Annotated in this window: 28 protein-coding genes; 7 read left to right on the top strand and 21 right to left on the bottom strand. The window is 40.3% G+C overall.

Features of this window, described 5'->3' with window-relative positions; translation table 11 throughout:
- The 7 genes from BUE31_RS08440 to BUE31_RS08470 all read right to left on the bottom strand — a co-directional run bounded on the left by BUE31_RS08440 (position 1) and on the right by BUE31_RS08470 (position 6,491).
- A complete protein-coding gene (locus BUE31_RS08440) occupies positions 1-651 on the bottom strand; it encodes a DUF2306 domain-containing protein (RefSeq protein ID WP_073402381.1) in 651 nt (216 codons plus the stop codon).
- Positions 648-1,028, bottom strand: a complete 381-nt coding sequence (locus BUE31_RS08445) for a hypothetical protein (protein WP_073402382.1) — start codon at positions 1,026-1,028, stop codon at positions 648-650. The genes BUE31_RS08440 and BUE31_RS08445 overlap by 4 nt, the downstream gene beginning before the upstream one ends.
- Before the next feature lie 148 nt (positions 1,029-1,176).
- On the bottom strand, positions 1,177-1,875 hold the full coding sequence (locus BUE31_RS08450; RefSeq protein ID WP_083619512.1) for a LytR/AlgR family response regulator transcription factor: 699 nt from the start codon (positions 1,873-1,875) through the stop codon (positions 1,177-1,179).
- Entirely contained in the window at positions 1,872-2,894 is a 1,023-nt protein-coding gene (locus tag BUE31_RS08455) for a sensor histidine kinase (protein WP_083619515.1), read from the bottom strand. The genes BUE31_RS08450 and BUE31_RS08455 overlap by 4 nt, the downstream gene beginning before the upstream one ends.
- Positions 2,895-3,134: 240 nt before the next feature.
- The gene (locus BUE31_RS08460; RefSeq protein WP_073402383.1) at positions 3,135-4,835 is read right to left on the bottom strand and encodes a M3 family oligoendopeptidase; all 1,701 of its coding nucleotides are present in this window, start codon (positions 4,833-4,835) and stop codon (positions 3,135-3,137) included.
- Between the two features lie 136 nt (positions 4,836-4,971).
- The gene (locus tag BUE31_RS08465; protein WP_143167059.1) at positions 4,972-5,469 is read right to left on the bottom strand and encodes a hypothetical protein; all 498 of its coding nucleotides are present in this window, start codon (positions 5,467-5,469) and stop codon (positions 4,972-4,974) included.
- 92 nt (positions 5,470-5,561) lie between these two features.
- Complete coding sequence (locus BUE31_RS08470; RefSeq protein WP_073402384.1) at positions 5,562-6,491, bottom strand: NAD-dependent epimerase/dehydratase family protein; 930 nt, start codon at positions 6,489-6,491, stop codon at positions 5,562-5,564.
- 205 nt (positions 6,492-6,696) lie between these two features.
- Here BUE31_RS08470 and BUE31_RS08475 point away from each other — a divergent pair, with 205 nt between their 5' ends.
- The 3 genes from BUE31_RS08475 to BUE31_RS08485 all read left to right on the top strand — a co-directional run bounded on the left by BUE31_RS08475 (position 6,697) and on the right by BUE31_RS08485 (position 8,086).
- Positions 6,697-7,119, top strand: coding sequence for an antitoxin Xre/MbcA/ParS toxin-binding domain-containing protein (locus tag BUE31_RS08475; protein WP_073402385.1), 423 nt, complete (start codon positions 6,697-6,699; stop codon positions 7,117-7,119).
- A 5-nt stretch (positions 7,120-7,124) separates the two neighbouring features.
- A complete protein-coding gene (locus tag BUE31_RS08480) occupies positions 7,125-7,577 on the top strand; it encodes an RES family NAD+ phosphorylase (RefSeq protein ID WP_073402386.1) in 453 nt (150 codons plus the stop codon).
- Positions 7,578-7,714: 137 nt separating this feature from the next.
- On the top strand, positions 7,715-8,086 hold the full coding sequence (locus tag BUE31_RS08485) for a hypothetical protein (protein ID WP_073402387.1): 372 nt from the start codon (positions 7,715-7,717) through the stop codon (positions 8,084-8,086).
- 44 nt (positions 8,087-8,130) lie between these two features.
- On the opposite strand, the gene BUE31_RS08490 is transcribed toward BUE31_RS08485, so the two are convergent.
- The 3 genes from BUE31_RS08490 to namA form a co-directional block, all read right to left on the bottom strand.
- A complete protein-coding gene (locus BUE31_RS08490) occupies positions 8,131-8,736 on the bottom strand; it encodes a Crp/Fnr family transcriptional regulator (protein ID WP_073402388.1) in 606 nt (201 codons plus the stop codon).
- A 125-nt stretch (positions 8,737-8,861) separates the two neighbouring features.
- Positions 8,862-9,722: a UbiA-like polyprenyltransferase gene (locus BUE31_RS08495; RefSeq protein ID WP_073402390.1), complete on the bottom strand. Its 861-nt coding sequence runs from the start codon at positions 9,720-9,722 to the stop codon at positions 8,862-8,864.
- Positions 9,723-9,796: 74 nt separating this feature from the next.
- The gene (gene namA, locus BUE31_RS08500; RefSeq protein WP_073402392.1) at positions 9,797-10,867 is read right to left on the bottom strand and encodes an NADPH dehydrogenase NamA; all 1,071 of its coding nucleotides are present in this window, start codon (positions 10,865-10,867) and stop codon (positions 9,797-9,799) included.
- Positions 10,868-11,185: 318 nt separating this feature from the next.
- Between namA and BUE31_RS08510 the strand changes: the two genes are divergently transcribed.
- Positions 11,186-11,728 carry a hypothetical protein gene (locus BUE31_RS08510; RefSeq protein WP_073402395.1) on the top strand — a complete coding sequence of 181 codons (543 nt, stop codon included), beginning with the start codon at positions 11,186-11,188 and terminating at the stop codon, positions 11,726-11,728.
- Between the two features lie 29 nt (positions 11,729-11,757).
- Here the strand turns inward: BUE31_RS08510 and BUE31_RS08515 are convergent, their stop codons facing one another.
- The 7 genes from BUE31_RS08515 to BUE31_RS08545 form a co-directional block, all read right to left on the bottom strand.
- On the bottom strand, positions 11,758-12,462 hold the full coding sequence (locus BUE31_RS08515; protein WP_073402397.1) for a L,D-transpeptidase family protein: 705 nt from the start codon (positions 12,460-12,462) through the stop codon (positions 11,758-11,760).
- A 167-nt stretch (positions 12,463-12,629) separates the two neighbouring features.
- Entirely contained in the window at positions 12,630-12,968 is a 339-nt protein-coding gene (locus BUE31_RS08520; RefSeq protein ID WP_083619524.1) for a YbbC/YhhH family protein, read from the bottom strand.
- 6 nt (positions 12,969-12,974) lie between these two features.
- The gene (locus BUE31_RS08525) at positions 12,975-13,721 is read right to left on the bottom strand and encodes a LytR/AlgR family response regulator transcription factor (RefSeq protein ID WP_073402399.1); all 747 of its coding nucleotides are present in this window, start codon (positions 13,719-13,721) and stop codon (positions 12,975-12,977) included.
- A 2-nt stretch (positions 13,722-13,723) separates the two neighbouring features.
- Positions 13,724-14,761: a sensor histidine kinase gene (locus tag BUE31_RS08530; protein WP_073402401.1), complete on the bottom strand. Its 1,038-nt coding sequence runs from the start codon at positions 14,759-14,761 to the stop codon at positions 13,724-13,726.
- 205 nt (positions 14,762-14,966) lie between these two features.
- A complete protein-coding gene (locus BUE31_RS08535; protein ID WP_073402403.1) occupies positions 14,967-15,794 on the bottom strand; it encodes a LiaF transmembrane domain-containing protein in 828 nt (275 codons plus the stop codon).
- 343 nt (positions 15,795-16,137) lie between these two features.
- Positions 16,138-17,043, bottom strand: a complete 906-nt coding sequence (locus BUE31_RS08540; protein WP_073402405.1) for an SAM hydrolase/SAM-dependent halogenase family protein — start codon at positions 17,041-17,043, stop codon at positions 16,138-16,140.
- 133 nt (positions 17,044-17,176) lie between these two features.
- Positions 17,177-17,545 carry a LiaF transmembrane domain-containing protein gene (locus tag BUE31_RS08545; RefSeq protein ID WP_073402407.1) on the bottom strand — a complete coding sequence of 123 codons (369 nt, stop codon included), beginning with the start codon at positions 17,543-17,545 and terminating at the stop codon, positions 17,177-17,179.
- A 79-nt stretch (positions 17,546-17,624) separates the two neighbouring features.
- Here BUE31_RS08545 and BUE31_RS30985 point away from each other — a divergent pair, with 79 nt between their 5' ends.
- A complete protein-coding gene (locus tag BUE31_RS30985) occupies positions 17,625-17,768 on the top strand; it encodes a hypothetical protein (RefSeq protein ID WP_159440649.1) in 144 nt (47 codons plus the stop codon).
- Between the two features lie 49 nt (positions 17,769-17,817).
- Here the strand turns inward: BUE31_RS30985 and BUE31_RS08550 are convergent, their stop codons facing one another.
- The 3 genes from BUE31_RS08550 to BUE31_RS08560 form a co-directional block, all read right to left on the bottom strand.
- On the bottom strand, positions 17,818-18,855 hold the full coding sequence (locus BUE31_RS08550) for an agmatine deiminase family protein (protein ID WP_073402409.1): 1,038 nt from the start codon (positions 18,853-18,855) through the stop codon (positions 17,818-17,820).
- Positions 18,856-18,998: 143 nt separating this feature from the next.
- Entirely contained in the window at positions 18,999-19,868 is an 870-nt protein-coding gene (locus BUE31_RS08555; RefSeq protein ID WP_073402411.1) for a carbon-nitrogen hydrolase, read from the bottom strand.
- Positions 19,869-19,996: 128 nt separating this feature from the next.
- Positions 19,997-20,359: a response regulator transcription factor gene (locus BUE31_RS08560; RefSeq protein WP_073402413.1), complete on the bottom strand. Its 363-nt coding sequence runs from the start codon at positions 20,357-20,359 to the stop codon at positions 19,997-19,999.
- Between the two features lie 399 nt (positions 20,360-20,758).
- On the opposite strand from BUE31_RS08560, the gene BUE31_RS08565 reads away from it, so the two are divergent.
- On the top strand, positions 20,759-21,670 hold the full coding sequence (locus BUE31_RS08565; RefSeq protein WP_073402415.1) for a hypothetical protein: 912 nt from the start codon (positions 20,759-20,761) through the stop codon (positions 21,668-21,670).
- Positions 21,671-21,819: 149 nt separating this feature from the next.
- Here the strand turns inward: BUE31_RS08565 and BUE31_RS08570 are convergent, their stop codons facing one another.
- Positions 21,820-23,418 carry a gliding motility protein RemB gene (locus BUE31_RS08570; RefSeq protein WP_073402417.1) on the bottom strand — a complete coding sequence of 533 codons (1,599 nt, stop codon included), beginning with the start codon at positions 23,416-23,418 and terminating at the stop codon, positions 21,820-21,822.
- Between the two features lie 277 nt (positions 23,419-23,695).
- Between BUE31_RS08570 and BUE31_RS08575 the strand changes: the two genes are divergently transcribed.
- A complete protein-coding gene (locus tag BUE31_RS08575) occupies positions 23,696-26,722 on the top strand; it encodes a glycosyltransferase family 117 protein (RefSeq protein ID WP_073402419.1) in 3,027 nt (1,008 codons plus the stop codon).
- The last annotated feature ends 25 nt before the right edge of the window (positions 26,723-26,747 follow it).

Genomic DNA, 26,747 nt, shown 5'->3' on the forward strand with positions numbered 1-26,747 from the left:
TTATAGCCTATTCTGCCTTGTATAATTTATCCAAACTTCTGCCGCTACAAGATGAATGGTAAAGCCAAGCCAAAACGCAATGCCGAAAAACTCATGCGGCGAAAGGTGTGAAAAGGCGAAAAACATGCCTACTATCGGGCGCACAGTGGCAATTGCAAATCCTATAGCAAACATCCGGATCATCCATTCCCGGTGGAGCGCTACTTCACGTCGCCGGATGTGATAAAAGGACTTGATCAACGAGAATAAAAAGATGCTTGCGAAAACCACCGTAGCTACCGACTCATTAGCACCACCGATTGCCATTTTAAAGCTCATAACCAAAGCAGTGATCCCTATTATTAACCCTAAAACAACTAAAACGCGCCCGGATAAACGATGAAACCAAAGGTAGTTCAAACGAATTTTCGGCACGAATTGCAATGGGGCCAGGATCATAAACAATGATCCTGGAATAATATGAATAAAAGTTAAAACCGGGTGCGCCAAAGTGCTGTCAAACGTTCCAAATTTTGGATTAACGTACGTTTTGATAGCGCCTGTCAATGTCAACGCACGCCGAAATGCAACCACAATACCAATTGTTGCCAGCAGCACTACAACCACAGTGATGCTCCGCATAAGCCCGCGCGGTATTGTATTCGCTTTCATGATGTTTGTACGCTGTAACTGCGGATTAAAGCAAAAACTGCCGCAGCTGTCGCAATAACCTCTCCTACCTGCTGAATCCATAATCCTGCACTGCCGCCAAATCCGCCGGGCCGGTTAACGTCTAACAGGCGAACATACGCTCCGCTTGCAAAAAGTCCCTGGAGAAGGAACAGTCCTGCCAGTATAGTGAGAACGCGCGCCCATCTCCAGCGCCCAAAAGCTACCAGGCCTGCCGGAATTAACAGAATAAAAAATACCGGCGGAACCTTTGGGTAATGAACCCCGGAAACAATCTGGATCACAATGCCAACCGTGGCTATGATCAGGCCCGCAATGATCAGTCTATCAGCTGCAGACAATGGAAGTTTTTGTTTCATAATATTTCTGTTTTTGTTGTTTGTGAACAATATTGTCCTAAAGTTTTGTTTGTTATCACAAAACTAACTTGCTGACGAATGCAAATTTTGAGAAGTAGACAAGGAAGGGAATTGTCTCGACAGGAGCGTAAAAGACGAAGACCTGGTTTTATTTATTAGTTAGGCGCGACAGATTTTCTTTATAAAAATCGCTCACAGGAATTTCATGGCTGCCAATGCAGGCAAAGTCCCGTTTAATAACAGTTATTTTATCTGTAGCAATAATAAAAGACTTATGAACGCGGATAAATTTATCGGCAGGCAGCTTTTCTTCCATCGCCTTCAGGCTCATTTTAGTAAGTACAGCTTTTGAAGCCGAGGCAAGATGTATTTTAATATAATCTTTCAACCCTTCTACAAAAAGAATATCTGCAAACAAAATTTTCACAAGCGTATATTCCACATTCACAAAAATGTGATCGGCCGGTTGTTCTCTCGTTTTATCATTCTTTAAATCAAATAGCTCTTTTGCTTTATTACAAGCTTTCAAAAATCTTTCAAATGAAACTGGCTTTAGCAAATAATCCACAATATTGAGGTTATAGCCTTCCAGCGCATATTTTTCATAAGCTGTTATTAGTATGATCATAGGCGGATGCTGCAGCGTTTGGATAAACTGCAGACCGTTAAGCCTTGGCATTTGAATATCAAGAAAGATAATGTCAATTTTTTCGTGCTGCAGCACTTCAATTGCCTCCATGGCATTTCTGCATGCTTTTACCAGCTGCAGGTAAGGCACCTGCCCAATATTATCTATCAGCAGATCCAACACCAGTTTTTCATCGTCAACAGCAATACAGCGCATCATTTCAATTGCAGGGTTAAGTAAACATGAAATAAATTATTTTCTTTCGTTATTGTAAGGGTATGCTGCTTTGGATACAAAAGCAGCAATCTTGATTGTACATTGTCCAACCCTATGCCCGGGCTCGCATCCTTGCCTTCATTCACGTTTGAGCTAAATTTATTCTTCACGTCAAATTCAAGTTTGCCATTATTAACGATTAATTGAATCGTTATTAATGGTTCGTCAACATCCATACCATGTTTAAATGCGTTTTCAACAAACGGAATTAAAAGCATCGGCTCAATACTATATTGCAGTTGATTTTGAGGCAGGTCAATATTTACTTTTATCAATACATCGTCTCCAAATCTTAATTTTTGCAATTCAACAAAACTTTTCAGGTAGCCGGCCTCTGTTAAAAGGGTTACCCTGTTTTCATCAGATTCATACAACATATATCGCATTAAATCTGATAACATGATCAAAGCGGGCTCCATTTGCTCTGATCGCTTTCGTGCCAGGGATACAAGATTTGTAAGTACGTTAAAAATAAAATGGGGATTTATCTGTGATCGTAAAAATTTTAATTTGATAGCTAACTGTTCTGCGTCACTTTCCTTTTGCTTTTTTTCATGCTTTATTTTATCAACTATCAACCTGTATATTGTACTGATAACGATAAATGCAAGCGTTGGAAAAAACAGGAAAAGATAAGTATATCTATCAATTATAACTTGTGGATACCACTGCCTTGCAACCAATAACTTTAAATAAAGCGAACCTATAACAATGCATGCTATTACTAAAATATAAGCCCACCATCTTCTTTTATTGAATAATAAAGGATACAATACAAATGCATTCAGGTAAAATAAACATACGTGATAAATGTTGGTGATAGTAAAAAACGATGTAGGGAAAAAGCCGGGGTTAACGGCTCTGTGGTCGCGCGAAATAAAAAGATGCGGCAAGCCAAACAGCATGCTCCATACAACAATATGTACCAGGATAACGGTATATTTTGAACTAAATTTAATCACTGTTGATTGATTGAATATTCAAAGATAACGATAGGTTACATACAGATGGCCCCGCGCAAACAGGATGTACAAATGTGAGGATCAAAACGCGAAATGTGGATACATTGCTATCCGTAATTAGTAAATAATAACATTTTCATCACATTGATCTTACTACAATTTTTTTTTCAAAAAAGAAAAGCGGATAACCTTTCAGTCATCCGCTTTTCCAATTACATTGTTCAAAGCAATCCAGTCTTCTTATAACTTATCCATCTCCGCCTTAACAAACGCAGCCAATTCCTTTACATAACCCGCGCTGAAATCAAATTTGATCCCTGCTGTTTCGTAAATTTCTTTGATGGTTTTAGTGTAGCCTAGTTTTAAAGCATCAAGGTATTGCTGTAAGCCTTTTTCGGGGTTTTCTTTATAGTTTTTCCATACTGCTATTGCGCCAAGCTGGGCCATGCCATATTCAATATAATAAAAGGGCACCTCAAAAATGTGCAGCTGTTTTTGCCACAGGTTATTTTCAGCTTCCTTATGATCGCTCCAGTCAACAAAGCCGGCGCCAAAGGGCTCATAGATTTCTATCCAAGCCTCTGTACGCTGCGCATCGGTATGACCAGGATTGGTATAGATCCAGTGCTGAAACTGATCAACCACGGCTACCCATGGCAATGTTTTCAATACATCAAAAAGCTGATCGCGCTTAGCACGTTTCAAATCTTCCTCGTTATCAAAATAAACATCCCAATTATCCATCGAAATCAGCTCCATACTCATGGATGCTAATTCTGCAACCTCGCTTGGGCAATGTTTAAAATCATTCAGTTCAAGATCGGCAGTAAGAAAGGTATGTACCGCATGGCCGCCTTCATGAACCATAGTGGTCAGATCGCGAAAGGTATTTGCCGAGTTCATAAAAATAAACGGAGCCCCTGTTTCTGACAGCGGATAATTATAGCCACCTGGTGCTTTACCTTTGCGGCTCTCCACATCAAACAGGCTATTATCCTTCATTATCTCCAAACGCTCACCTAAATAGCGGTTGATATTGCTAAAGCATTGGATAGATTTTTCAATCAACTCATTACCACCGTTAAATGGTTTTAAAGCAGGTTTGCCAGATACATCAACATCCATATCCCACGGTTTCAGGGAATCAAGATTTAAAGCTTTTTTACGTTTTTCGGCTTGCTCGCGCAATATTGGTACTATCTCCTTTTCAATAGCTTCGTGAAAAGCGTAGCAATCCTGAGGGGTATAATCAAAACGGCCCAGCGCCTGGAACATATAATCCCTGAAGTTTTCAAACTCGGCATTCAATGCTACCTTATGTCTTAATTCCCGAAGGTGATCAAACAATTTATCAAGCTGGTCTTTATCCTGCAGGCGGCGTTCGGTTATCTTTTCCCAAACTTCCTGCCTTTTAGCGCGGTCAGTATCCTTTAAAAATACAGATGCCTGCTCCAATGTAAATTCCTTATCGCCAATATGAACCGACATAGAGCCGGTTATCGATTGGTATTTTTGCTGCTCAACCTGGATCTCGGTTTGCAACGGGATATTTTCCTCCCTGAATAATTCCAGTGATTTTTTTATACCACGCAGGTATATGAAATATTTTTTATGGTCCAGTTTATCAACCCATGGGCTGTCAACCAGTTTTTTGTTCAGGTCGTTGCTGTAGGGTGCAATTTTAGGTTCAATTTCGGTGGCAAAATATTGAAAGTTTTGCAGCAGCTCTTCGTTGGTAGTATCGCAGGTCATTCGGATATAGCGCCAGGCAAAATCCTCTTCCAATGCTGCTTCTACTTCGCTGCGGTCATGCAACCATTTTTCAAGGTCGGCAACTGAATTTAATGAACGATCACGTAGTTCGGTATAAAGCGGCTCCAGGCTTTCCCATTTAATTTCGAACCCGGCAGGTATATATGTTCTTGTTTTTTTGTGGATCATTTTGTTGATGTGCTAATATGCAAATATGCAGAATTAGTCCGAAAGACCGGAAGTCGGAAAGTCCGAAAGATTAGAAGAATTACTTGAAAATAAAAATTCACATTAACTAACTAATAACTCTCAGTTTATGAACCAGCTAACGTTTATGCTGCACAACATTTATAACTTTATCATTCTTAAAGTCGATCTCTAATGAATCAGGGTCAATATTCCCAAGTTCCGGCCTAAATCCAAGCGGATAATACCAATCGTTGTTATTATATTCATTACCATCATCCCCAAGGATTTTAATAACCTCACTTTTCGATTTACCGATCAACATTTTGCTGTCAATAATATCACCGGAATATTCGTAACGGTCATCTTTATTATTTAGCCACTCATTTCTATCAAAATCACGTTTTGGATAATATTCCATAACCAACATGGTGATGATGACAATCCCCACATAAAGAAGCGGAGTAGTTATCATTGTTAAAACCCAAATGGTAATTCTCCTGGAGCTGGTTGTCGCAATGCGCTTTTTCCAAATACGTCGCCATATAAAAAAGACGGGGACAGCTAATACTATCAATATAACATAGACCTCTGCACTTATTCCAAAAAACTCGGGAATGTAAAGTAATAGCTTCACTTAATAAATTTTAAGGCTTAAAGCTAATTAAAACCACCAAGTTATCACACGCGGAAATAACCTTTTACTTCCATCCTACCGGATTTAATAAACTACTTCTTAGCGTACAAAGTTTCTGACATCAGTTTTAACCCTTCTTTGTAACTTGTTGGTTTAAAATCAAATGCCTTTTCAAATTTTGATGAATCGAAAATATAATCGTTGCTGTACTGGTAATACATCTCTACCGTTCCCATCACTACTTTGTTAAATAAACCATAGGCCCAAAGCATAAATTTATTTACAGCAAAAACCGAAGGTTTTACACCATATACGCGGGCAGCAATTTCAATAAACTGTTTGCCGGTTATTGCCGGTGCGGTAGGCATGTGCCAAATTTGGTTATCACTTTCCGGATGCTGGCCAAGCAGGAACATTCCTTTCCCCATATCAGGGATATAGCTAAAATTATGCAGCTTGTTGGGGTTCCCTATCCATTGTGCTTTTTGTTTTTTGGCGTAGTTTGTAAGCACCATCATATCAACAAAGCTGTTCTGGTTTTCAGTTCCGTAAAAATCAGCGCCACGGGCTATGCTGGCACGGATAGTTCCTGCTTTTGCCTCATCCATTAGCATGTTTGCAATTTGTGCCCTGATACTGCCTTTTACACTGCTTGGTTTGTATGGCGTATCCTCTTTCATCGGCCCGTCAACCAGACCATACATATAAACGTTATCAAAAAATATCAGCCTGGCTCCGGTTTCTTTACCCAGGTTAATAAAGTTTTGCATAATAACGGGCCATTGCGCTGCCCAAATCTTTTTATCATAAACCAACCCAGCGGTGAGGTAAATTACAGTTGAGCCTTTGCAGGCTTCCAGCAGTTCAGCATAATTTAACAGGTCGGCTTTTTTCCAGCTTACATTTTTATTGTTATTTACAATTGGCTTGCGGCTAACAAGGCGGATGATTTCGTTATTGTTTTCAAGTTCGCGGGTTAGTGCGTTTGCTACTGCGCCGCCGGCTCCTAATATAGTTTGCATAATGTTTCGTTTTTGATTTAATCAAAGGTACACGCGCTTTGATTCTCAAAACGTTAACAAAAGATAAGGAATTGAAGGAAATTTCGGAATTCGGATGTTCGATTTCGGATTTGGATTTGTCAGAGTAAACACTCCCAATTTTAATCAATTGACATTAAGGGTAAAAACACCTTGCAAATATCGGCAATTTTACCTAGTATTGTATATGACAATTGCACAAGCTAATCTTTTAAAAACCATTCCGTCTCGTGTGGATACCAATATAACACTTGGGATGATAAAAGCTGACAAAGTTGGCCCACAGCACTTACAAGCAATAAAAGATCTGACTTTATTCAATGATGAAAAAATTTCAGACTGGCTGGATATTAGTGTAAAAACTTTCAGATCGTACAAAAAACCTCACAGTATTATAAAGGCACGGATAAAAGAACATGCCGTAATGGCCTTGTCATTAATTAAACACGGAATCGAGGTTTTTGGCACAAATGAAAACTTTGCAACCTGGCTTGAAAAAGAAAACTTTTTCTTTGATAAAAAAGCACCTATCGAGTTTATGGACACACACAGCGGGATTAAATTTATTGATGATAGATTAACCGGAATTGAATACGGCGACAACGCGTAGTGTAAATGGAAGTATTTAGAATTGCAAGAGAATCTTTTTCCCAAAAACTCTTAGCCTCCGGAAGAGCGAACCGATGGAACCCGGACGACCAATTTATAATATATACAGGAGGCTCCAGGTCACTTTCTTCACTGGAACTAATAGTTCATCGAAATTCAATATCACCCGCCTTTAAATATAAAGTAATGATTATTTCTATTGCAGATGAAGAAAACCTGTATTCAAATATTTTGCAGGGGAATTTACCTAAAGAATGGAGAAGCCTGGATGCATATCCTGAATTGCAGCAGATTGGAAGTAAATGGTATCAAAGCAATAGTTCGCTTGTTTTAAAAGTACCTTCAGCAGTGATCCCGAAAGAATATAATTTTTTGATCAACACCAACCATCCCGATTTCAAAAGCAAGGTTTCACTGGTAAGAACCGAGGATTACTTTTGCGACGAACGATTGTTTTAATTTCAGAAATCGGATGTTCGATTTCGGCTTTAGTTGCCAGAACCCGAATAATAGAAGGTAACTCTAATACAATTCTAATACAAATTATGCGCTTTCAATTATGATTGAGCTTAACTTTATAACATTAAACTAAAATCATGAACAAGCATCTCCTCCTTTTTACGGTAATATTTTTCACTTCATGTTGCTTTGCATTTGCCCAAAACAAAGTAGATAAATATTGCCAGGTTATAGTAGGCCCTAAAAACGGTTTAACAGTCAAAAGAATAGCAAAAATTTCCTTTGGCGAGAACAAAGATTTATTTGCGCTGAAAGACACCACTGTTTTACAAAAGCTACATTATGATGTTAATCACCTGGTAACCGAAACTGATGTTTTAAATTATATGAGCAAATCAGGATGGACTTTAGTTAATATTCATTCTGCATTTCAATACACCAATTATGAGATGTTATATTTCAAAAAGGCATTTGATATTTCAGAGTTGGCAGAAACCCCATCAAATTAGATTATCAGGTTCCTTCAAATCCGAAATCGAACATCCGAAATCCCTTACCTCGCCTCAACTAAGATCCTCTTCCTTATCCGTGAAAGCGAAACCGGGGTTATTCCTAAAAAATGGGCAATGTAATGCTGCGGCATGCGCTGTAGAATTTCGCGGCCGGTGCTTAGCAAATCGAGATAGCGCTCTTCGGGAGTTTTTGTAACAAACGATGATACCCGGTCTTCATAGCAGATTAAATAATGTTCAGCTACCAACCTGCCGAAACGTTCCATTTTGTAGGCCAGCATTGGGTTTGCCAGCATTAACTGCATATTTTTATGGGTGATAGTTACCAGTTCTGTATCCTCAAGCGCCTGGATGTAGGTTAATGACGGGGTTTGGGTTAAATAGCTTTTGTACGAGCTTACATACTCGCATTCAAAGCTGAAATAGCCAGTAATTTCCTCGCCATCTTTAATATAGTAATATCTTACCGCGCCTTTTACAATAAAGCCAATATCTTTGCATACGATACCCGGCTCGGCAAAATATTTTTTCTTTTTCAGCGTACGGAAGTCAAGGTGTTGCGCAAATACTATCCACTCAGCCTCGTTAAATTCAACATATTTTTTAAGCTGCTCCCTGAAAGTACCTTGTGCTTTTAACTGGTCCATATTATTGATGTGCAAATGCGTGGATATGCAGATGTGCGAATGTTTGAATATGTAAATATAAAAAATTCTATCTTCCGGACTTTACTGACTTTCCCGACTTTCCCGACTTTCGGACTTTCCCGACTTTATCTAATCCAAAGCCTATCCAGCAAAAAGAACACCGCAAATACCACGCTGGCAATGCCGTTGGTAGTCATAAATGCAAAGTTAACACGGCTCAGGTCGTTTGGTTTTACAAGCAGGTGCTGGTAGATCAGCATGGCGCAGAAAAACACGATCCCGGCATAATAAAGATAGCCAAAACCTACAGGCGCAAAAAACACCGGCATTATAACAAACGCTGCCGATAGGATATGTAAAAAGGTAGATAACCTTAACGCATTTACCTTACCCAGCCACGCAGGGATTGAATGCAGGTTTTCATCGCGGTCAAAATCTTCATCCTGCAGGGCGTAAATAATATCAAAACCACTAACCCAGCACAATACCGCTAACGAGAAAAACAGTGGTGTTAAAGCAAACTGACCGGTTACAGCCAGGTATGCCCCAATTGGCGCTAACGACAACCCCAAACCCAGCACTATGTGACAAAGGGCCGTAAATCTTTTGGTAGCGCTGTAACCCAACACCACCAGCAAAGCCACCGGCGAAAGGTAAAAGCACAGGTTATTTATACACCAGGCAGTTATTACAAACAGCAGGCAGTTAATTATAGTAAAAGTTAATGCCGATGCCGGGCTGATCCTGCCCGACGGGATATCGCGCTGTTTGGTGCGCGGATTTTTTGAATCAATGTTCCTGTCCAGGTACCTGTTAAACGCCATTGCCGAGTTGCGTGCAAAAACCATACACAGTACCATCAATACCAGCTTAACCCAGTCAAAACGGTAACTGGTAGTGGTAACTGCCAAAAAAAAGCCGATAAAGGCAAATGGCATGGCAAAAATAGTATGCGTAAAGGTTACTAAAGACAGGTATTTTTTCATTTATATTTTATATAAAACCCAATTGTAATTGCGAGGTACCTCGCAATTACAAATTAACAATGTAAAATTAATAATTATTTACTCCATTTCGCTCTTTCATATTGAACAGGCCATTTTACTTCATGCCCCAATTCAAATGCAGCTCTTAACGGGAAATAAGGATCACGTAAAAACTCGCGGGCCATTATTACAAGGTCGGCCTGACTGGTTTGAATAATCTCATCCGCTTGTTTTGATTCTGTTATCAGTCCTACCGCACCGGTAAGTATCCCGGCCTCTTTCTTCACCTTTTCAGCAAACTCAACCTGGTAACCGGGTTTTAAAGGAATCTTAGCCAATACATTTCCGCCCGATGAACAATCAACCAGGTCTATTCCTTTATTGATCAGTATTTTTGCTAACGCGACAGAATCATCAGCGGTCCAGCCGCCTTCAGTCCAGTCGCTTGAAGAGATCCGGATAAACAATGGATTTTCAGCAGGCCATGCTTCTTTTACACTTTCAATAACTTCCAGTAAAAACCGGATGCGGTTTTCAAATGATCCGCCATATTCATCGGCACGGTGGTTGCTTAATGGCGATAAAAACTCATGAATTAAATAACCATGTGCGCCATGTAATTCAATTACCTTAAAGCCCGCTTTTAGTGCGCGTACCGCCGCTGCTTTAAAATCAGCTTTTACTTTTTCAATCCCGGCTTTATCCAGTTCAATTGGCGTTTCTTCAGCCGATGTAAAAGGAATGGCACTTGGCGCTACCGCTTTCCATCCATTAAGCTGATCAGACGAAATCTGCGCGTTTCCGTTCCATGGCAACTCATGACTGGCTTTTCTGCCCGCGTGAGCTAGTTGTATCCCTGCAACAGCGCCATGCGCATGAATAAAATCCGTTATTTCTTTTAACTTTTCAATGTGTTCGTCTTTATATATCCCAAGATCGCCATAGGAGATCCTGCCCTCTGGCGAAACAGCTGCAGCTTCGGTAATGATCAAAGCAGCACCACCCACAGCACGACTGCCCAAATGCACCAGGTGCCAGTTATTGGCAAAACCATCCTCGCTGCTGTACTCACACATTGGCGATACTACCAACCGGTTCTTAAACTCAATATTTTTTATTTTTATAGGGGAAAACAGATGTGGCATAATTACTTTTTTTGGTAAAGATGCGGAGTAGCGGATTAGGTTTTGTTGTTTGTGGTGATTTTTACCGGGGGATGATGAGGGGGAAGACAAGATGCATTTAGGCTTGCTCCAAATATCTTTCGCAAGAATTAGTGTTATAGTTTTCATTAATGTCCCGGCTTGTTCCGCGGAACGATGTGAACACGGGAAACAAATGGAACAAAAAAACCAGTTTGAAACAGCATGGAACAAGTGGAACAGGTGGAACATAAATTTGGACAAAATAGCCTTACACTTTAAGTTATTAGGAATTCCTGCTAATATAAAATAAATTGCAGGATGAAATTTATTTTAATGGTTGCAGCTCTGATTTCTTTGATTGGCTGTTCAGACTCAAATAAATTAAGTTGTTACAATGATAGACTGACAACTTACAAAAAAGAGAAACTTTATGTTCAATTAATAAAATCGGCTAAAAAAGAAATTCCCCTTTTGAACGATGAACATGGGCAAAATCTTTTTAAGGTGCCATCGTATATCGACTCTGCTATGATAGATGATGCTGTCTTTTTTAATCAGGATAAAAACAAGTGTTTACTATTTATTTTGCAGCAAACTTCCAATAAGCTTTACTTGGATCAAGTCTTAATTATACATGGATCATACATAAAAGGAGAATGGGAGTTTATGATTGATAGATTACCAGCAGTGCCCACAATAATTTATACAGTCCGTAAAAGTGGCTCGAGAGACCATCCGATAGAAAATAGTTTTAAAACATTATCTGAAAAGGCCCGATTGTTTGTACTTACTGCAGGGACTGTAGGTAATTATGGGTGTTCTATAGATAATATGTATTGGTTCGGCGACCAAAATCAGTAAATAATCTTTCGGCTTTTAAACTATAACGATTAATTACCAAAAGCATAATCCCTCCCCCTAACACTTGCAACTGGCGGCACATGATTTTTCTCAAACAAATCAAACCCGGACTTCATAGTTTTCCAAAACGCTAATGAAGGGTATCGTGAGTAAGTATGCATGTGCGCCCTATCCATCCTAAAAGGAAATATATCCAGATCTATTTTTTGCTGGCCTGCTTCAAAGGCTTTGTAAATCATGGTGTAAATTTCTTCAATGCGCGGGTCTGTCATCGCATAACAGCCTATTGATGCGCAATGCCCGTGAACCATAATGGCATCACCCGTATAACCTTTCAGTTGCTCCAGTCTATTGGGATAGCCCACATTTATGGCCAGGTAGTAATTACTTACAGGGTTTAGCTGCTTTGGCTCTATAGTATAAAAACCTTCAGGACTTTTACCATCGCCAGACCGGGTTTTAGTCCCCAATCCACCCGAATAAGTGCAGATCTCATAAGTTTTAAATAACCTGTATTGCTTACCAGCCTTTACCCAAACCTCAAGCGAGCTAACGTCTTTAAATAACCTGATGTAAATTGGTGAGTTTAACTTAAGTCCTTTTTGCTTTAATTCAGTTTGCAGCTTTGGCCAAACGGTGGATCTGACAGTCTTTGCCCCGTCGCTATCCGGTAAATCTTTTTTGGGGTTGATGAACAGCAAAGCCATCAACATAAAGCAAAGAAATCTAGCCATTTAACCGCTGATTGATTGTGATTTAGATGATAACGCTGATTTTGGTAAAATATTGATGATCGAGTCAAAAAACCACTGCAAAAACGCGTAGCCATTACGCAGAGGCGGCCCAGTACCCGTGCTCTAGACAGGCAGCATAAAACACCGCCACAGTAGAGGTATTGTCATTATTTACCGTGTATGACTTTCAGGATTTTGCCATCGCTTTTTTGGATTTCAATATAGGCAACCCCACCTTTAGCATGTTTCCCACCATTGAAGGTTCCTACTACAATCCAAACTTTGCCATCCTTTAATTTGGCAATAAATGGTTTCTCATCATTGATTTCCGATCCATAAACATTTAACCAAACTATTTCCGCTACTTTAATTGCAGAAACGGAATTAGGTATATAGCCATCTTCAAACTTCCAGCTTTCATTTGTTTTACTATGGCTGTTACAGCTTGTTAAACATGACAAAGTGATAAGCCAATATAAAAAGGACAGATTAAATGTTTTGTGCATAATGGCCTAAATCCCCAGCACCTGCTTCAGCTTCACATACCCCGTTTTACTTACCGGCACTTTAGCGCCCGATTTAAGGATGGCCAGGTGCGCATCTTTTTCGTAAGGATCAATCCTGGTAATCTGCTGGATAGCTATTATGTATGAGCGGTGTACCCTTACAAATTGCCTTGGGTCGAGCATTTGCTCAAAAAAGTTCATGGTTTTATTTTTCAGGAACGATCCTTCAGCGGTATATACGCTTACATAATCATCATCAGCTGCAAGGTATTGCACATCCTGCACAGGGATTATTTTTACCTTGGTGCCTGTTTTTACCACAATCCGTTCATGCTGTGCCGGCGAATGTGCGGCAGTTTCCAACAAGTCTTCGGTATGCTTTTTGGCTGCAGGGGCTTCGGGTGCCTGGGCAAGGTATTTTTCAATGGCTTTGTTAAACCTGTCCTTATTAAAAGGCTTTAACAGGTAATCAACTGCATGTGCTTCAAAAGCTTTTATAGCATATTCGTCAAAAGCGGTGGTAAATATTACCGCCGGCGGGTTTTCAACCAGCTCCAGCATTTCAAAGCCGTTTATTTTCGGCATTTGCACATCAAGGAATATAATATCAGGCTGATGCACCTGGATAGCCTTCAGGCCTTCAAAACCATCATTGCATTCCTGCATAACTTCTATCTGCGGAAAAGCCTGCAGATATTCTAATACAACCATACGGGCCAAAGGCTCATCGTCAATAATTAAGGCACGTTTCATATTTATAACTGCGGTACTTTAATAATAGTTGTAAATATATTATCATTTGCATGAGTTTCCATCAAATCATTACGTGCAAAAAGTAAATATAATCTGCGCTGTACCCCCCTTAGCCCAAAACCGGTACCTTTTTTAGGCCTTGATGTCTGTGGGTCGTAAGGGTTTTGCACCATCATTATCAGGTAGTTACCCTCCATTTCGGCCCTTATACTCACCACTACATCGCCTATAGTATCGTACAACCCAAATTTTATGGCATTTTCAACAAGCGGCTGTAATAACATGGATGGCAGCACCGCCTGGCCCGATTTTTCATCACAACTGATCTCCGTTTGTAAACGGTGACCAAAACGCACCTTCTCAATATCCAGGTACAGGTTAAGGTGTGTCAATTCTTCGGTTAACGGAACCTGCTGCTGATCGTCCTTTTTTAACGTACCGCGTAAAAAGTCTGATAGCTGGTGAATCATCCGGCGGGCCTCATCGGGCTTAAAGCCTATTAAAGCATTTATTGAGTTTAGGCTGTTAAATAAAAAGTGAGGTTGCAGCTGCTGCCTTAGGTTATATAATTCCGCATCGCGGGCCAGTTGTTCGGCCTCAGCTTTGCGTTTTTCGTTATCTTTCTGGTCAAGCTGCGAATAATAGATCATACTGATCATCGCCATCCACCCTATCGCCAAAAAATTAGTGAAGAAACGTATGGTTAATGAATTTACCAGGAATTTGGTGTATGCCGGACCAGTAGCCAAAAATGGCAAGATCCACCTGCTGCCAAACGTACAAATTGCTGCCAGTGCGCCTATCCAGATCAGGATGTTTAGATAATTACCTTTTTCGGGCTGATAATAACGCAGGTTATTGTTAATTAACCAGCAAGCCGAAGCAAGCAAAATTGAACAAATCAACCCATCGGTAAAGGCAATGTACCATATAAAGCCAAAACTATGCACTACATAGCTCTGCAGGCCGGTCCATACCAGTCCGCAGACTATGAACCCTGCATAGAGTCTTGATGATGTTAAGTTTGATGGTAAGGCCATTTTTTCGAGTCCGGAAAGTCAGTAAAGACCGAAAATCCGTAAGATGTTTATTAAGTTTTTATTGTAGCACTTTTAATATTTCAATGTCATGCTGAACTTGTTTCAGCACCACACTTGCAATGTGTACATCATGTCGGCTACCTGTCCTATGAGTTGCCGAAATAAATTCGGCATGACGTATATTTTGCTATTCTTATTCAGAAAATCAATAACTACGTATATCGACTCCTGCAAAAATCGAAACGCCTTTAAGTACCAATATTTTTTCACTGCCTATAGTAGCTGTGCTTTTCATTCTTTTATCCTCGATGCCGGCAAATACAGCGGCAATATCCGGAACTACCTGCCAATGCGGCGGAACTATCATTTTTACACCGCCGAAGATCTGGGTTATATCAATTATTACTTTACCGGCAATATCAGCCTGGGTAAAGTCAAGTTCGGCACCGCCAAAAATGTTTACTATTTCCCCGCCTTTAAAATTCTTTGAAAGGATGATCTTTTTTACCGATCCAAAAACAGATACTGTATCAAGATAATCATCCCCAGTATGTCTATAGGAAGCCGAAGGATTAATTGGCGGAACTCCTGAAGCTGAGGGATCAACAGTATAATCAGCTATTGGCCCACCGGCTGTTTTTTCCTCAGTTTTAGTCCAGTCCCATTTTGCCTTGTTATCATTTTTCCAGTTTTCCTTATCAAAATGGCTATGGCGCCTTAATATCAGCCATAAACCAAATCCAATAATAGCAATTGGCCATACTATCCGGTCGGCACGGTCAAAGTTTTCATTTATCAAAAACACAATGCCTATAAGTATCAGTAAAAAAGACGAAGGCTTGTGAAAATTGGTTTTTGCACCAATAAAAAGCCCCCAGCCAATAAGCAACATTGGCCAGCTAAATAACCAACCCGGAACAAAAAAGAAATCGAGCTGCTTAATAAGCAGCATAGCACCTACGGCCAGTAAAATTATCCCAGCCAGGGCTTTGCCATTGCGGGGATTGTTAGGGTGTACTATATCGTTGTCCATTATATTATTAGCATTTTAAATCGTATTCAAAACTAAGGTAACATTATAAGTATGCCAAACAAAAATTGGCAGTATATTTAAAGAAGTCGGTAAGATAATGTAAAGTGTCGGTGAAAAAGTTGGATAAATGATCTAATTTTTATTTTTTCCTCTTTCCCCACCTCTTTCCGCCGCAGGTGAAGAGAGGTCGACCAGCGAAGCGTCGTCGGGTGAGTTAACTATACGCCATGCATTCGCGTTAATGCATTGATGTTAATATCGCCCGCAGAATTCACTCACCCGGTCATTGCTTCGCTCGACCGCCCTCTCTTCGCTGCGCGGAAAGAGGGAAGACTATCTTTACTTACTTTAAACTCACTTCTACGCTCCATTCACCACCGCTTGCAACCCGATAGGTTTTGGCAAAATCATCCATATTAAGCGCAAACGATAGCTGCAAAAGGCTGTTCAAATAAGCCAGCGGCTTACCTTCTGCAACTTCGCCGAAGGTTTGGCTGTAGGGCATATCGCCCTGGTAAACCTGCTTGTTTTTGTTAAAGATAGCAACATGCACAATGTTGCCAAATTTGGGGTTTAGCTGTTTAAATAAAGTATCCGGAATGTTAGTCCAAACATTGCCGTATTGTACATCAAGCACCGGGATATTGCCTTTTATAGTTTTACCCTCCATTACCGCCTGTTGGTACGGAATGCTGATAACCTGTTTAGGCAATACCGGCCCAACCTGCTCATAAGTGATACCCCCGGCGGCCAATCGTGCAGCTGTGTAGGCATAAACATCCCTGCCATGAAAGGTATATGATTTTTGCGAATCCTTGCGGCGGTTTACGGCTTCATTAATTTCCCTAATCTCATCAATCCCCAGCGATTGGGCTATAAGCGTTAAGGTGCCGTTATCAGGCGTTACTATATAATGGCCTGACTTTGTTTTAAGCACCACCGATTTACGCGCTGTACCCACGCCCGGGTCAACTACCGAAACAAATACGGTACCTGCAGGCCAATACCTTACGGTTTGTTCAAGGCGATAAGCCGCCTCCCAAATGTTATATGCAGGGATCTCGTGCGTAAGGTCATACAACTTCAAATCAGTCGATACGCCCATGGCAACGCCCTTCATGGCTGAAACGGCGCCATCCTTCACCCCAAAATCCGATTGAAAGACAACTATTTTGTTTTGTGCCGATGCGAGTCTGGCTGACAATGAAAGCAGCACCAGGCAAATAAGTGTTCGTAAAGTTTTATTCATGCTGATTATTAATAACGCAATACAAATTAATGGATTTTAATATTTAATGAAGATGATAATTTAATTCAAAAAAAGAAAGCCACCCCGGATCACCAGGGCAGCTCTCAACCGCTATGAAAAATGCTTTGTTAAATTAAATCTCTTTAAATTTACTCTCCGGGTAATTAACTTCTGCCGGTTTCGTATGTTTCATTACCATCCATGCGCCGGTACCTATTATGGCTAAGGGCCAAACTACACGGTCGGCATTGTCAATATTGTCGGTGAGCAAAAAGGCTGTACCCATAACCAGCAACCAGATATAAATTGGCTTTTTGAAATTATACTTTGCACCCATATAAAGGCCATAACCTATAAGTATCATTGGCCAGCTAATTAACCAATTGGGAACAAAGAACAGGTCGAGCTGATCGATAAGCAATAAACCGCCTATAATCACAATGATTATCCCGGCCATTACTTTGCCATTATTTTTTGCAGGTTTATTTATGATAGTTTCCATTGTTTTACGTTTTAAATATTAACTAAAAGTACAGCAGTATTTAAAGCCGGGCAATGGAATGTTGGTAAGGTGTTTACAGATGTCGGTAAGGAGGGAAAAAGTGTCGGTGAAAAAAGTGATGTATAAAACCAACCATGTCATCCCGAACTTGTTTCAGCACCCCACAGGACAAGCTACCATGCAGGTCTACACCATACAAATGGAAAGCATGGTGCAGACTTAGCAAGTGGGGTGCTGAAACAAGTTCAGCATGACGTTTTTTTTTATTAAAGCTACACCTCCGGTTCCTGCTGGCTTAAACAGTGAAAGCTGCCCAGGCCCCATATAATATCAGTTGAATCAATCCCAACAACCTTTCTGTCAGGGAAGCACTCTTGTAAAATATCTAATGCCTTATCGTCATTGGCGCAGCGATAAGTTGGTACCACAACAGCCGAATTTGCGATATAAAAATTAGCGTATGATGCAGGCAAACGCTGATCGTCATAGATCACCGCATCGGGCATTGGCAGCTCAACTATGTTCAGTTGCTTGCCGTTTAGCAAGCGCATAGTTTTTAGTTCTTCAAGGTTTTCCTGCAGCAGGTGATAATTCTCGTCGTTCTTATTTTCTTCAACAACGGTAACTACAGTATCTTCGTTTACAAAGCGGGTAATATCATCAATATGGCCGTCTGTATCATCGCCAACAATACCATCGCCAAGCCATAATACCTGCTCAACACCATAATAGTTTTGCAGGTATTCTTCTATCTGCTGCTGTTTTAAATGCGGGTTCCGGTTTTTGTTCAGCAAACAGGCCGTGGTAGTTATTAAAGTACCTTTCCCATTAAAATCAACCGAGCCGCCTTCCATTACAATCCCGGGATGATATACCTGTAAACCGAAACACTCGCCTATTTTTGTAGGGATAACATCATCCAAATCAAACGGCGGATATTTACCACCCCAGGCATTATACCCCCAGTCAACAATAGCCTTTTGCTTGGTATCTGCATTTATCAAAAACGCCGGACCATGATCCCTGCACCAGGCATCATTTGTTTCAAACTCAAAAAACTCAATCCGTTTCAAATCAACACCGGCAATTATTAACTGCTGTTTGGCAAAGGCTGCCATCTGCTCATCCTTTACATTAATGCGCACCAATTCGCCTTCGCTTACTACTTTAATAAACTCGCAGTATTTTGGATAGATCAAATCTATCTTACCCGGCCATGAAGCCTCCTTATGCGGCCAGCTAAGCCATGTAGCGGTGTGTTTTGCCCATTCGGCCGGGAAATGGAATCCGGTTGGTGTGTAGTAGTTCATGGTTGATGGTTTATAGCTCAATTGTATGAACCATGATTTACCTGATTTTAGGATTAAAGGATCCTTATACCGTATTAATAAATCAGGGAATCAAAAAATCATGTGAATCATGGTTCAAAAAAAACGCAATAACGCTTTATTAATTAGTCCTCGTCAATAAATCTTTTGGTGATTGGCTGATAAGAATCAATTCTCCTGTCCCTCATAAACGGCCAATGACTCCTGTAATAATCAGATTTTGCCAGATCAAGTTCCTGCACAACCACCTCTTCATCATCGGTTGATGTTTGGTGGATCAAAGCTCCAAACGGATTGGCAAAGAATGATCCTCCCCAAAACTTAACGCCTGCTTCTTCACCTACCCTATTTACACTTACCACATGCACGCCATTAGCAACCGCATGCGAGCGCTGGATGGTTTGCCATGCGTTATATTGTTCAACGTTAGTAGCTTCATCCTGTGTAGTTGCCCAGCCGATAGCGGTTGGGTAAAACAAGATCTCGGCACCCATAAGGGCGGTAATGCGGGCAGCTTCGGGGTACCACTGATCCCAGCAGATAAGCACACCTATAGTAGCAAATTTGGTTTTAAATACCTTATAGCCCAGGTCGCCGGGAGTGAAGTAAAATTTCTCGTAAAAACCCGGATCATCCGGGATATGCATTTTGCGGTATTTGCCAAGGTAAGCACCGTCCGCATCTAAAACTGCGGTTGTATTATGGTAAAGGCCCTGTGCGCGCTTTTCAAACAGTGAAGCAATTATCACCACACCAAGCTCCTTTGCCACAACCGACAGTGCATCAGTTGACGGACCAGGGATAGCCTCGGCCAGCTTAAAGTTGTCATAATCTTCAACATCGCAAAAATAAAGCGAGGTAAATAGTTCCTGTAAGCAAACTATCTGTGCACCCTTTTGGGCAGCTTCTCTAACTTTAACAATTGCTTTATCTAAATTTTCCTGTTTGTTGGCGGTACAGGTCATTTGTACCAGGCCTACTTTTACTTTACTCATCCCGCTAAAATTTGCGCAAAAATAGTGTTTTTTGGTTGATTGAGTTGAATAAGTTGATTAAGTGAGTGGTTGTTTTACTTTAAAATGGCTTGACATAACTTAATCAACCCAATCTAACTTAATCTAACTTAATCAACTAATAATAACCCATTCACAGTGCCCACCAATTCATCCAAACCGAAGGGTTTTGTTATAATGGCGTCACAGCCACAGGCAAGCAGGTCGTCCTTATTCAAATAAGCCGAACAAATAATAACAGGAATATTGTTGATTTGATGGTGGGCTTTAATCTGGCGGCAAATATCATCGCCCCTGGTTCCGTTCAACTTATAATCAAGCATTACCAGGTCGGGTTTATAGGCTTTTATGGTTTCAATAATATTTTCGGGTTCTGAAGTTATGGTAACCTCAAACCTTTCATATAAAAGTGCTTCTTTAACAACATCCAGTATATCCTGGTTGTCATCAAGCATTAATATCCGCTTAAGCATAGTTAAATCAATTAGGTTGAGTAAAGTATCTGCTATCCGACCCTGAATTAAAAGTTAATAATTGAAAAACTACTGTTTAAATAACGCCAGAGGGTTAATTTTATTTGATAACATATTGTGATATTTAAGTCACTTTCATAATAAATTATTAACTTTTATTACCGTATGGTTAAAGCTTCTCTTTTATATTTTGCTGCAGGAAATTGTTTGAGCAAATGTTACGGCAGCAAACAGCCTGGCAACACTCATTAGGGCAAATTTCTTCATAGTTTATTATTTAAGTTTTAAAATGCATACTATTGACGGTAGTATGTTCAAATGGTTTAATAAAAAATAATAGATATTAAGCCTTAATACCATTTAAAGTCAAACAGCACAGCATCCCCTATTAATCAAAACATGATTCAACTATTAAACAAAACACTTCTATCTATTTTATTTTTAGTTTTTTCCATAAGTGCATTTAGCCAAACAGGCCCCTTGCCCGGCGCCGATGAAAAAATAAAGCCCGGCGATAAAAGCAATGATGGCACCTCGTCAATTAAATTCGGTATAAATTATTCAAGCAACAATGTTTTTATGGGCCGTACAGATACCACACGTACGCCCACCCTTATACCGCAGATAAAATACACGCTAAAATCGGGCATATACTTTTCAGGAAGCCTGGATATTATTCCAGGACGAAAAAAGAAGAAGCTGGATGGAGGCGACCTTAGCGCCGGCTATGATTTTGATATTACTGACGACCTTTCGGGCGGGGTATCTTATTCAAAATTGTTTTATAACAAGGCGAGTACTCAAATAGCATCATCAATAAGTAATACCTTTAATGCCAATTTAAGTTATGATATAGGCGATATTTTAACTGCCGCATTAAGCGCTGATTACAATATAAACAAGCAGGGCATTAATAACGATGCATTTGTAAACTTAAGCATCACACATGATTTTATTATGATTGGCATTTTTGGCGACGCCGATATTTTATTGATCTCGCCCACAGTTACTGCAAACACCGGCACAGAAAATTTCTACGATGCTTATTTAACCCGTAAAAATTTGAAAAGCCTAAAGCGCACAGCTGCTCAAAACGCACTTATTACCCAATATATAAATCAGCTTAGCAAATATAAATTACTTGATTACGAGCTGTCGGCACCTGTTGAATATAAAAGCGGGCACTTTATTTTTCAATTTACTCCAACTTATACTATTGTTCAAAATCAGCTGCCCAAAGGGGTAGCAAGCCAAATATCAAATAAAGCATCGGTCTTTTACTTTGAAACCAGTGTGGCATTGAAGTTTTAAGGGAGTCCGAAAGTCGGGAAAGTCCGGAAGTCCGAAAGAAAAAAGCGCTTAGCTTCCAAATTTGTGCAAGTCCTTATTTACCATACCGATCACCCGTCCTATCTTTCGGACTTCCGGTCTTACGGACTTTACTGACTTTCCCGACTTCCCTAAAAATCATGATAAATACTCCGGAATGTGCTGCGCAGGCCAAAGGTAATTTGAGTAGTTTTTCTGCTTCCTGCATCATTCTTCTCATCGCGGATAAGGCCGCCCAGTTCAAAACGCAGGTTATATTTCGGGTTTATGAGGTATGATACCGTCCCTTCGGCGTAACGTAAGGTGGTAGGAATTCCTTGCCCTATGCTGGTGGTTGTTGCTGATGCTGAAGTACTGGTTTTAAAAACATCTTTACCAAAATTCATATTTGCCGGATCAAGGCCATATTTGGCATAATTAACCTGGCCCATAAAATCAAAATTGCCTATTGAATAATTCAATATCCCTATAAACTCCCTGAAGTTTGCTCCAAGCGGATCACCAAGCGGCAGGCTGTAATCACTATAGCTTGTTATAGCCTGCGGGCTTGCATAAGTATATGGCTTAACACTATTGTACTCAAGGAGGTAGTTAAAACTTTTCACCTTAAACAAATCAGCGCCGCGGATCCCTAATTGAACACCGTTGGTGTTATCCATATTGTTACTGCCTGAAAAGAAATCGCTTGCTTTAAAGTTATCTATAAGCAACTGTCCGTAAATTGCTGTTTTATCAAATATCTTATACTTCCCGGTAAAGCCAACTAACACATTGTCAGGCTGGGATGATGGCCCCAATGAACTTGAGAAAAACAACGGATTTATATAGTTTGCGTCAAAGCCATGAAATTTACCGTTATCATCAGCTTCCTGCGCTATCAAAGCATTGAAAAAGCCTAACGACAGGCGGTTAGTAACATTCCAGTCAAGGTAATGGAAGGCAGCCCATTTACGGCGGTTGCTGCCAAACGAATCAAATTTCGGCAGGTTTATATCCTCAAGATATGCCCACATCATCATATATTGAACTTTGCCAAAGTTTGCCGTTAAGCGCAGCAATGGGTAATTAGCCGAAAAGTCTGACAGCAGTAATGACCGGTAGCCATCGCCGATAAATGTTTTATCAGTACCCAGGGTAATATTTAATTGTTTAATGGGTGTATATGAAACTATAGCCGTTACGTACGACCAATCCTGCGTGCCGGTGGGCTGTCCATGATAGCTCCTGTTATAGGCCTGCCCGGGTATAAAGGCATAGCTATTAACAATTGCATTATAGTAGCCTGGAAACTTAGCCGAATTTTCAAAACCACTGCTATAAAAAGAAAACTTATCTCCAACTGTACCGCCCAGCTGGAAACCACGGGTATTCAGGTTAGTAGTTATCTTGTCGGTAAAATCGCGGCCAATGAGCAGGTCTGGCAAATAATCAGCATAAAAAGTATACTCTTTGGTTTTTACATCAAACACATGCTCATTAAATATTTTGCGCACTATCCAGGTTTTACGGCTGCTATCAACTCCCCGGTTCATTATTGCATTATAGGTGGGGCTTAAGGTGCTGTCAATTAAAAATGGCTTTAGCGATGTATGCAGCTTGCTTTGTAAAGAGTAAACGCTTGAATTAAATTTTTGATCGAGCTGGTAGGAATAAGGCAGATAAACAGATTGAGCCTTGCTTAAATTGACCGAAAACACTACAATTATAACAAGTATTATTAATTTCCTCATAGGTAAGCAATCAATATTTTGTATCGCAACAAAATAAGTATTATTTACGATGAAATAAAAATTTCATTTGACTTAACTTTTTTTAAATGCAAACCTTTGCTTCTTTAGTGCTTTACAGCCTTTCGGGTTTTACTTATTTCCCGACTTTTTTACCATATTTGCAACTTTTAAAGCAGCGTGGCCTATTAATATGTTAAAAGTTGTTAAGTAGAACCTGTTTTAGTGGAAAAAGTGTTAAAAAACCTGATATTTACCCTGCAATAAACCATTATTTGTAATGCAATACAAAAAAATAAATAATCTTTTAGGCTGGCTTTGTTTTGCCATAGCATCAATTACCTACATCCTTACTTTAGAGCCATCAGTAAGCTTTTGGGACTGCGGCGAGTTCATCTCCTGCGCATACCGTTTACAGGTAGCCCACCAGCCCGGCTATCCAATGTTTGCCATGCTGGGTAAAATGTTTTCGCTTTTGTCATTCGGCAATAATGCAAAGGTGCCATACTTCACTAATATGGGTTCGGCAATTGCCAGCGGTGCAACCATTATGTTCCTGTTTTGGACAATTACCGCAATTGCTAAAAAAATGCTTGCCGGCAAACCAGGTGAGCCGGAAGATCAAAACCGCACCATCCTTATTATGGGTGCAGGTTTGGTTGGCGCCCTTGCCTTTACCTATACCGATACCTTTTGGTTCTCGGCTGTTGAAACCATTGTATTTGCACTATCAATGTTGTGCACAGCAATAGTTTTTTGGGCTATATTAAAGTGGGACGCCCATGCTGATGAACCCGGTGCAGATAAATGGATAGTATTTATAGCTTATGTAATAGGCCTCTCAATAGGTATCCACCTGCTAAACCTGTTAACTATCCCCGCAATTGCTATGGTTTATTATTTCCGCCGTGGCAAAAACGTAAACGTTAGCGGTGCAATCGGTACATTTTTAATAGGTGTGCTTATACTGGTATTTGTACAATACGGTATCAGGGGCTACTCCATAAAAATAGCCGCCTATTTCGATCTTTTCTTTGTAAACTCATTAGGTACCGGTTTCTGGAGCGGCGCTTTTGTATGGTTCCTGATAATTGCGGGCATATTGGTTGCTGGTATTATCTACAGCATCCGCAATAAAAAGCCTTTAATGAACCTGGCATTTCTGTGTATCTCTTTCGTTTATCTGGGTTACAGCTCATTCGCTTACATCCCTATCAGGGCCACAGCCAATCCCGATTTGAACAACTCGCACCCTGATAATGCTTTTACACTTTATGGTTACTTAAACCGCATTCAGTATGGCGAAAACCCATTGTTATTCGGTCAGTATTTTGATGCCAAGGTTATTGATCAAACCGAAGGCAACACCCTTTACCGTAAAGGTAAAACCAGCTATGAAAATGCCGGTAAAAAAACAAATTATGTTTATGACCATACTACCTTTTTGCCGCGTATGTACAGCAGCGATGGGCAGGATCCGCAATTTTACCGCCAATGGCTGCAAATGAGCGAAGGTGCGGCGCCTACCATGGCTGATAACCTTAAATGGCTGGCCAGCTGGCAGGTGTACCAGATGTATGTACGATACTTTTTATGGAATTTTGTTGGCCGCTACAATGATGCCGATGGGCAACAAAGCATGAGCGGCATTGACGGTAACTGGACAAGCGGTATTTTAGATGGCGGTAAACACCTGCCAAAATCGGTTATTAACGGTACTACTTACACCCCATTATATGCACTGCCTTTAATTATTGGCTTATTGGGCGCCATCTATCACTTTCAACGTAAAAAACGCGATGCACTGGTTGTTCTGTTGCTTTTCTTTTTTACCGGTTTAGCTATTGTGTTATATGTAAACCAGCCCAGCATACAACCACGCGAACGTGATTATTCATATGTTGGTTCATTCTATGCCTTTGCCATATGGATAGGTTTGGGCGTAATTGCCATTGCCGAGCTGATCCGTGTTAAATTAAGTGCTAAGGTTGCTGCTATTTTGGCCACCAGTGTTTGCCTGCTGGCTGCCCCGGTAATTATGGCTAAAGAAGAATGGAAAGCCCATGACCGTTCAACTAAAATGACGCCGCATGATATGGCTTATGATTACCTTATATCCTGCCCGCCAAATGCTATTTTATTTACATATGGCGATAATGACACTTACTCGTTATGGTATGACCAGGAAGTTGAAGGCATCCGCCCCGATGTGCGCATTGTTAACTTGAGCCTTTTCACAGGCGATTGGTATATCCGCCAGATGCAGGGTAAAATGAATGCCTCTGAACCATTGCCTATCACCATGCCTTACGATAAATATAAAGAGGGTGTGCGCGATGTTATTTATTTTGATGATAAAAAGATCCCAGGATCTGTCGAAGTAAAAGAGGTATTTGATTTTATATCGTCTGACGATAAAGCTGCGCAGGTACAATACCAAAGCGGCGATTTTGGAAATTACCTGCCTACTAAAAACTTTAAGATCACTATTAACCCTGATGATGTATTAAAGAACCATGTGATAACTCCTGATCAAAAAGACAAGCTGGCTTCAGTTATAGAGTGGAAATACACCTCAAACTATGTGACCAAAGAAAATCTTGCCATACTTGATATATTGGCGCATAACAACTGGAAACGGCCTATTTGCTTTACCACAACTATTGGTAGTGAAAACCTGATAGGCTTACAACCTTATCTTTATAAAGAAGGTTTTACTTATCACCTGATACCGTTTAAACCCGATACCAGCACTCATGATCAATTGGGTAAAACCAATAGCCTGGTGATGTACAACAACATGATGACCAAGTTTAAATATGGCAACTTTAAAACTGCTAAATATTTGGATCATGAGTCAACTACCATGTTTTACCCGGTTATGGTTACAACCTTTCTTGATCTTGCCGAAGGCTTGATAAAAGATGGTCACCCTGACCTGGCTTTAAAGGCCCTGCACAAGTTTGATGATGTAATGCCTGATATAAATCCGGGACTGGATGTTGCATACCGCAAGATGTTTATGGCGCAAACGGCTTATGGATTGCATGACAATGTTTTAGCTAATAAGTTTGTAACAGGCATTGATGATTATGTTGTTGATCAGCTTGATTATAACTATAACCTGCTGAAAAACAATTCAGACAATTTAGATCTGCGTAATGTACAGTTTGGCGTATCGGTTATAAATGCGATGGTAGGCATTACCGGCGATAGCCACCAAACGGCTTTAAATGCTAAGCTTGCAGCGCAGTTAAAAGATTATACCAATAAGTTTGGCCCTGTTTTGCAAAGACAGCAGCAGTAATTTGAGGCGAAAGCTGAAAGGCGAA

Source organism: Mucilaginibacter sp. OK098 (assembly GCF_900142915.1).
In the GTDB taxonomy this organism is placed as follows: domain Bacteria; phylum Bacteroidota; class Bacteroidia; order Sphingobacteriales; family Sphingobacteriaceae; genus Mucilaginibacter.

Coding starts and splice junctions, on each gene's coding strand:
- BUE31_RS08440 (WP_073402381.1), bottom strand. CDS start 651: ATGAAAGCGAATACAATACCGCGCGGGCTTATGCGGAGCATCACTGTG.
- BUE31_RS08445 (WP_073402382.1), bottom strand. CDS start 1,028: ATGAAACAAAAACTTCCATTGTCTGCAGCTGATAGACTGATCATTGCG.
- BUE31_RS08450 (WP_083619512.1), bottom strand. CDS start 1,875: ATGATGCGCTGTATTGCTGTTGACGATGAAAAACTGGTGTTGGATCTG.
- BUE31_RS08460 (WP_073402383.1), bottom strand. CDS start 4,835: ATGATCCACAAAAAAACAAGAACATATATACCTGCCGGGTTCGAAATT.
- BUE31_RS08470 (WP_073402384.1), bottom strand. CDS start 6,491: ATGCAAACTATATTAGGAGCCGGCGGCGCAGTAGCAAACGCACTAACC.
- BUE31_RS08475 (WP_073402385.1), top strand. CDS start 6,697: ATGACAATTGCACAAGCTAATCTTTTAAAAACCATTCCGTCTCGTGTG.
- BUE31_RS08480 (WP_073402386.1), top strand. CDS start 7,125: ATGGAAGTATTTAGAATTGCAAGAGAATCTTTTTCCCAAAAACTCTTA.
- BUE31_RS08485 (WP_073402387.1), top strand. CDS start 7,715: ATGAACAAGCATCTCCTCCTTTTTACGGTAATATTTTTCACTTCATGT.
- BUE31_RS08490 (WP_073402388.1), bottom strand. CDS start 8,736: ATGGACCAGTTAAAAGCACAAGGTACTTTCAGGGAGCAGCTTAAAAAA.
- BUE31_RS08495 (WP_073402390.1), bottom strand. CDS start 9,722: ATGAAAAAATACCTGTCTTTAGTAACCTTTACGCATACTATTTTTGCC.
- namA (WP_073402392.1), bottom strand. CDS start 10,867: ATGCCACATCTGTTTTCCCCTATAAAAATAAAAAATATTGAGTTTAAG.
- BUE31_RS08510 (WP_073402395.1), top strand. CDS start 11,186: ATGAAATTTATTTTAATGGTTGCAGCTCTGATTTCTTTGATTGGCTGT.
- BUE31_RS08515 (WP_073402397.1), bottom strand. CDS start 12,462: ATGGCTAGATTTCTTTGCTTTATGTTGATGGCTTTGCTGTTCATCAAC.
- BUE31_RS08520 (WP_083619524.1), bottom strand. CDS start 12,968: ATGCACAAAACATTTAATCTGTCCTTTTTATATTGGCTTATCACTTTG.
- BUE31_RS08525 (WP_073402399.1), bottom strand. CDS start 13,721: ATGAAACGTGCCTTAATTATTGACGATGAGCCTTTGGCCCGTATGGTT.
- BUE31_RS08530 (WP_073402401.1), bottom strand. CDS start 14,761: ATGGCCTTACCATCAAACTTAACATCATCAAGACTCTATGCAGGGTTC.
- BUE31_RS08535 (WP_073402403.1), bottom strand. CDS start 15,794: ATGGACAACGATATAGTACACCCTAACAATCCCCGCAATGGCAAAGCC.
- BUE31_RS08540 (WP_073402405.1), bottom strand. CDS start 17,043: ATGAATAAAACTTTACGAACACTTATTTGCCTGGTGCTGCTTTCATTG.
- BUE31_RS08545 (WP_073402407.1), bottom strand. CDS start 17,545: ATGGAAACTATCATAAATAAACCTGCAAAAAATAATGGCAAAGTAATG.
- BUE31_RS30985 (WP_159440649.1), top strand. CDS start 17,625: ATGTCGGTAAGGAGGGAAAAAGTGTCGGTGAAAAAAGTGATGTATAAA.
- BUE31_RS08550 (WP_073402409.1), bottom strand. CDS start 18,855: ATGAACTACTACACACCAACCGGATTCCATTTCCCGGCCGAATGGGCA.
- BUE31_RS08555 (WP_073402411.1), bottom strand. CDS start 19,868: ATGAGTAAAGTAAAAGTAGGCCTGGTACAAATGACCTGTACCGCCAAC.
- BUE31_RS08560 (WP_073402413.1), bottom strand. CDS start 20,359: ATGCTTAAGCGGATATTAATGCTTGATGACAACCAGGATATACTGGAT.
- BUE31_RS08565 (WP_073402415.1), top strand. CDS start 20,759: ATGATTCAACTATTAAACAAAACACTTCTATCTATTTTATTTTTAGTT.
- BUE31_RS08570 (WP_073402417.1), bottom strand. CDS start 23,418: ATGAGGAAATTAATAATACTTGTTATAATTGTAGTGTTTTCGGTCAAT.
- BUE31_RS08575 (WP_073402419.1), top strand. CDS start 23,696: ATGCAATACAAAAAAATAAATAATCTTTTAGGCTGGCTTTGTTTTGCC.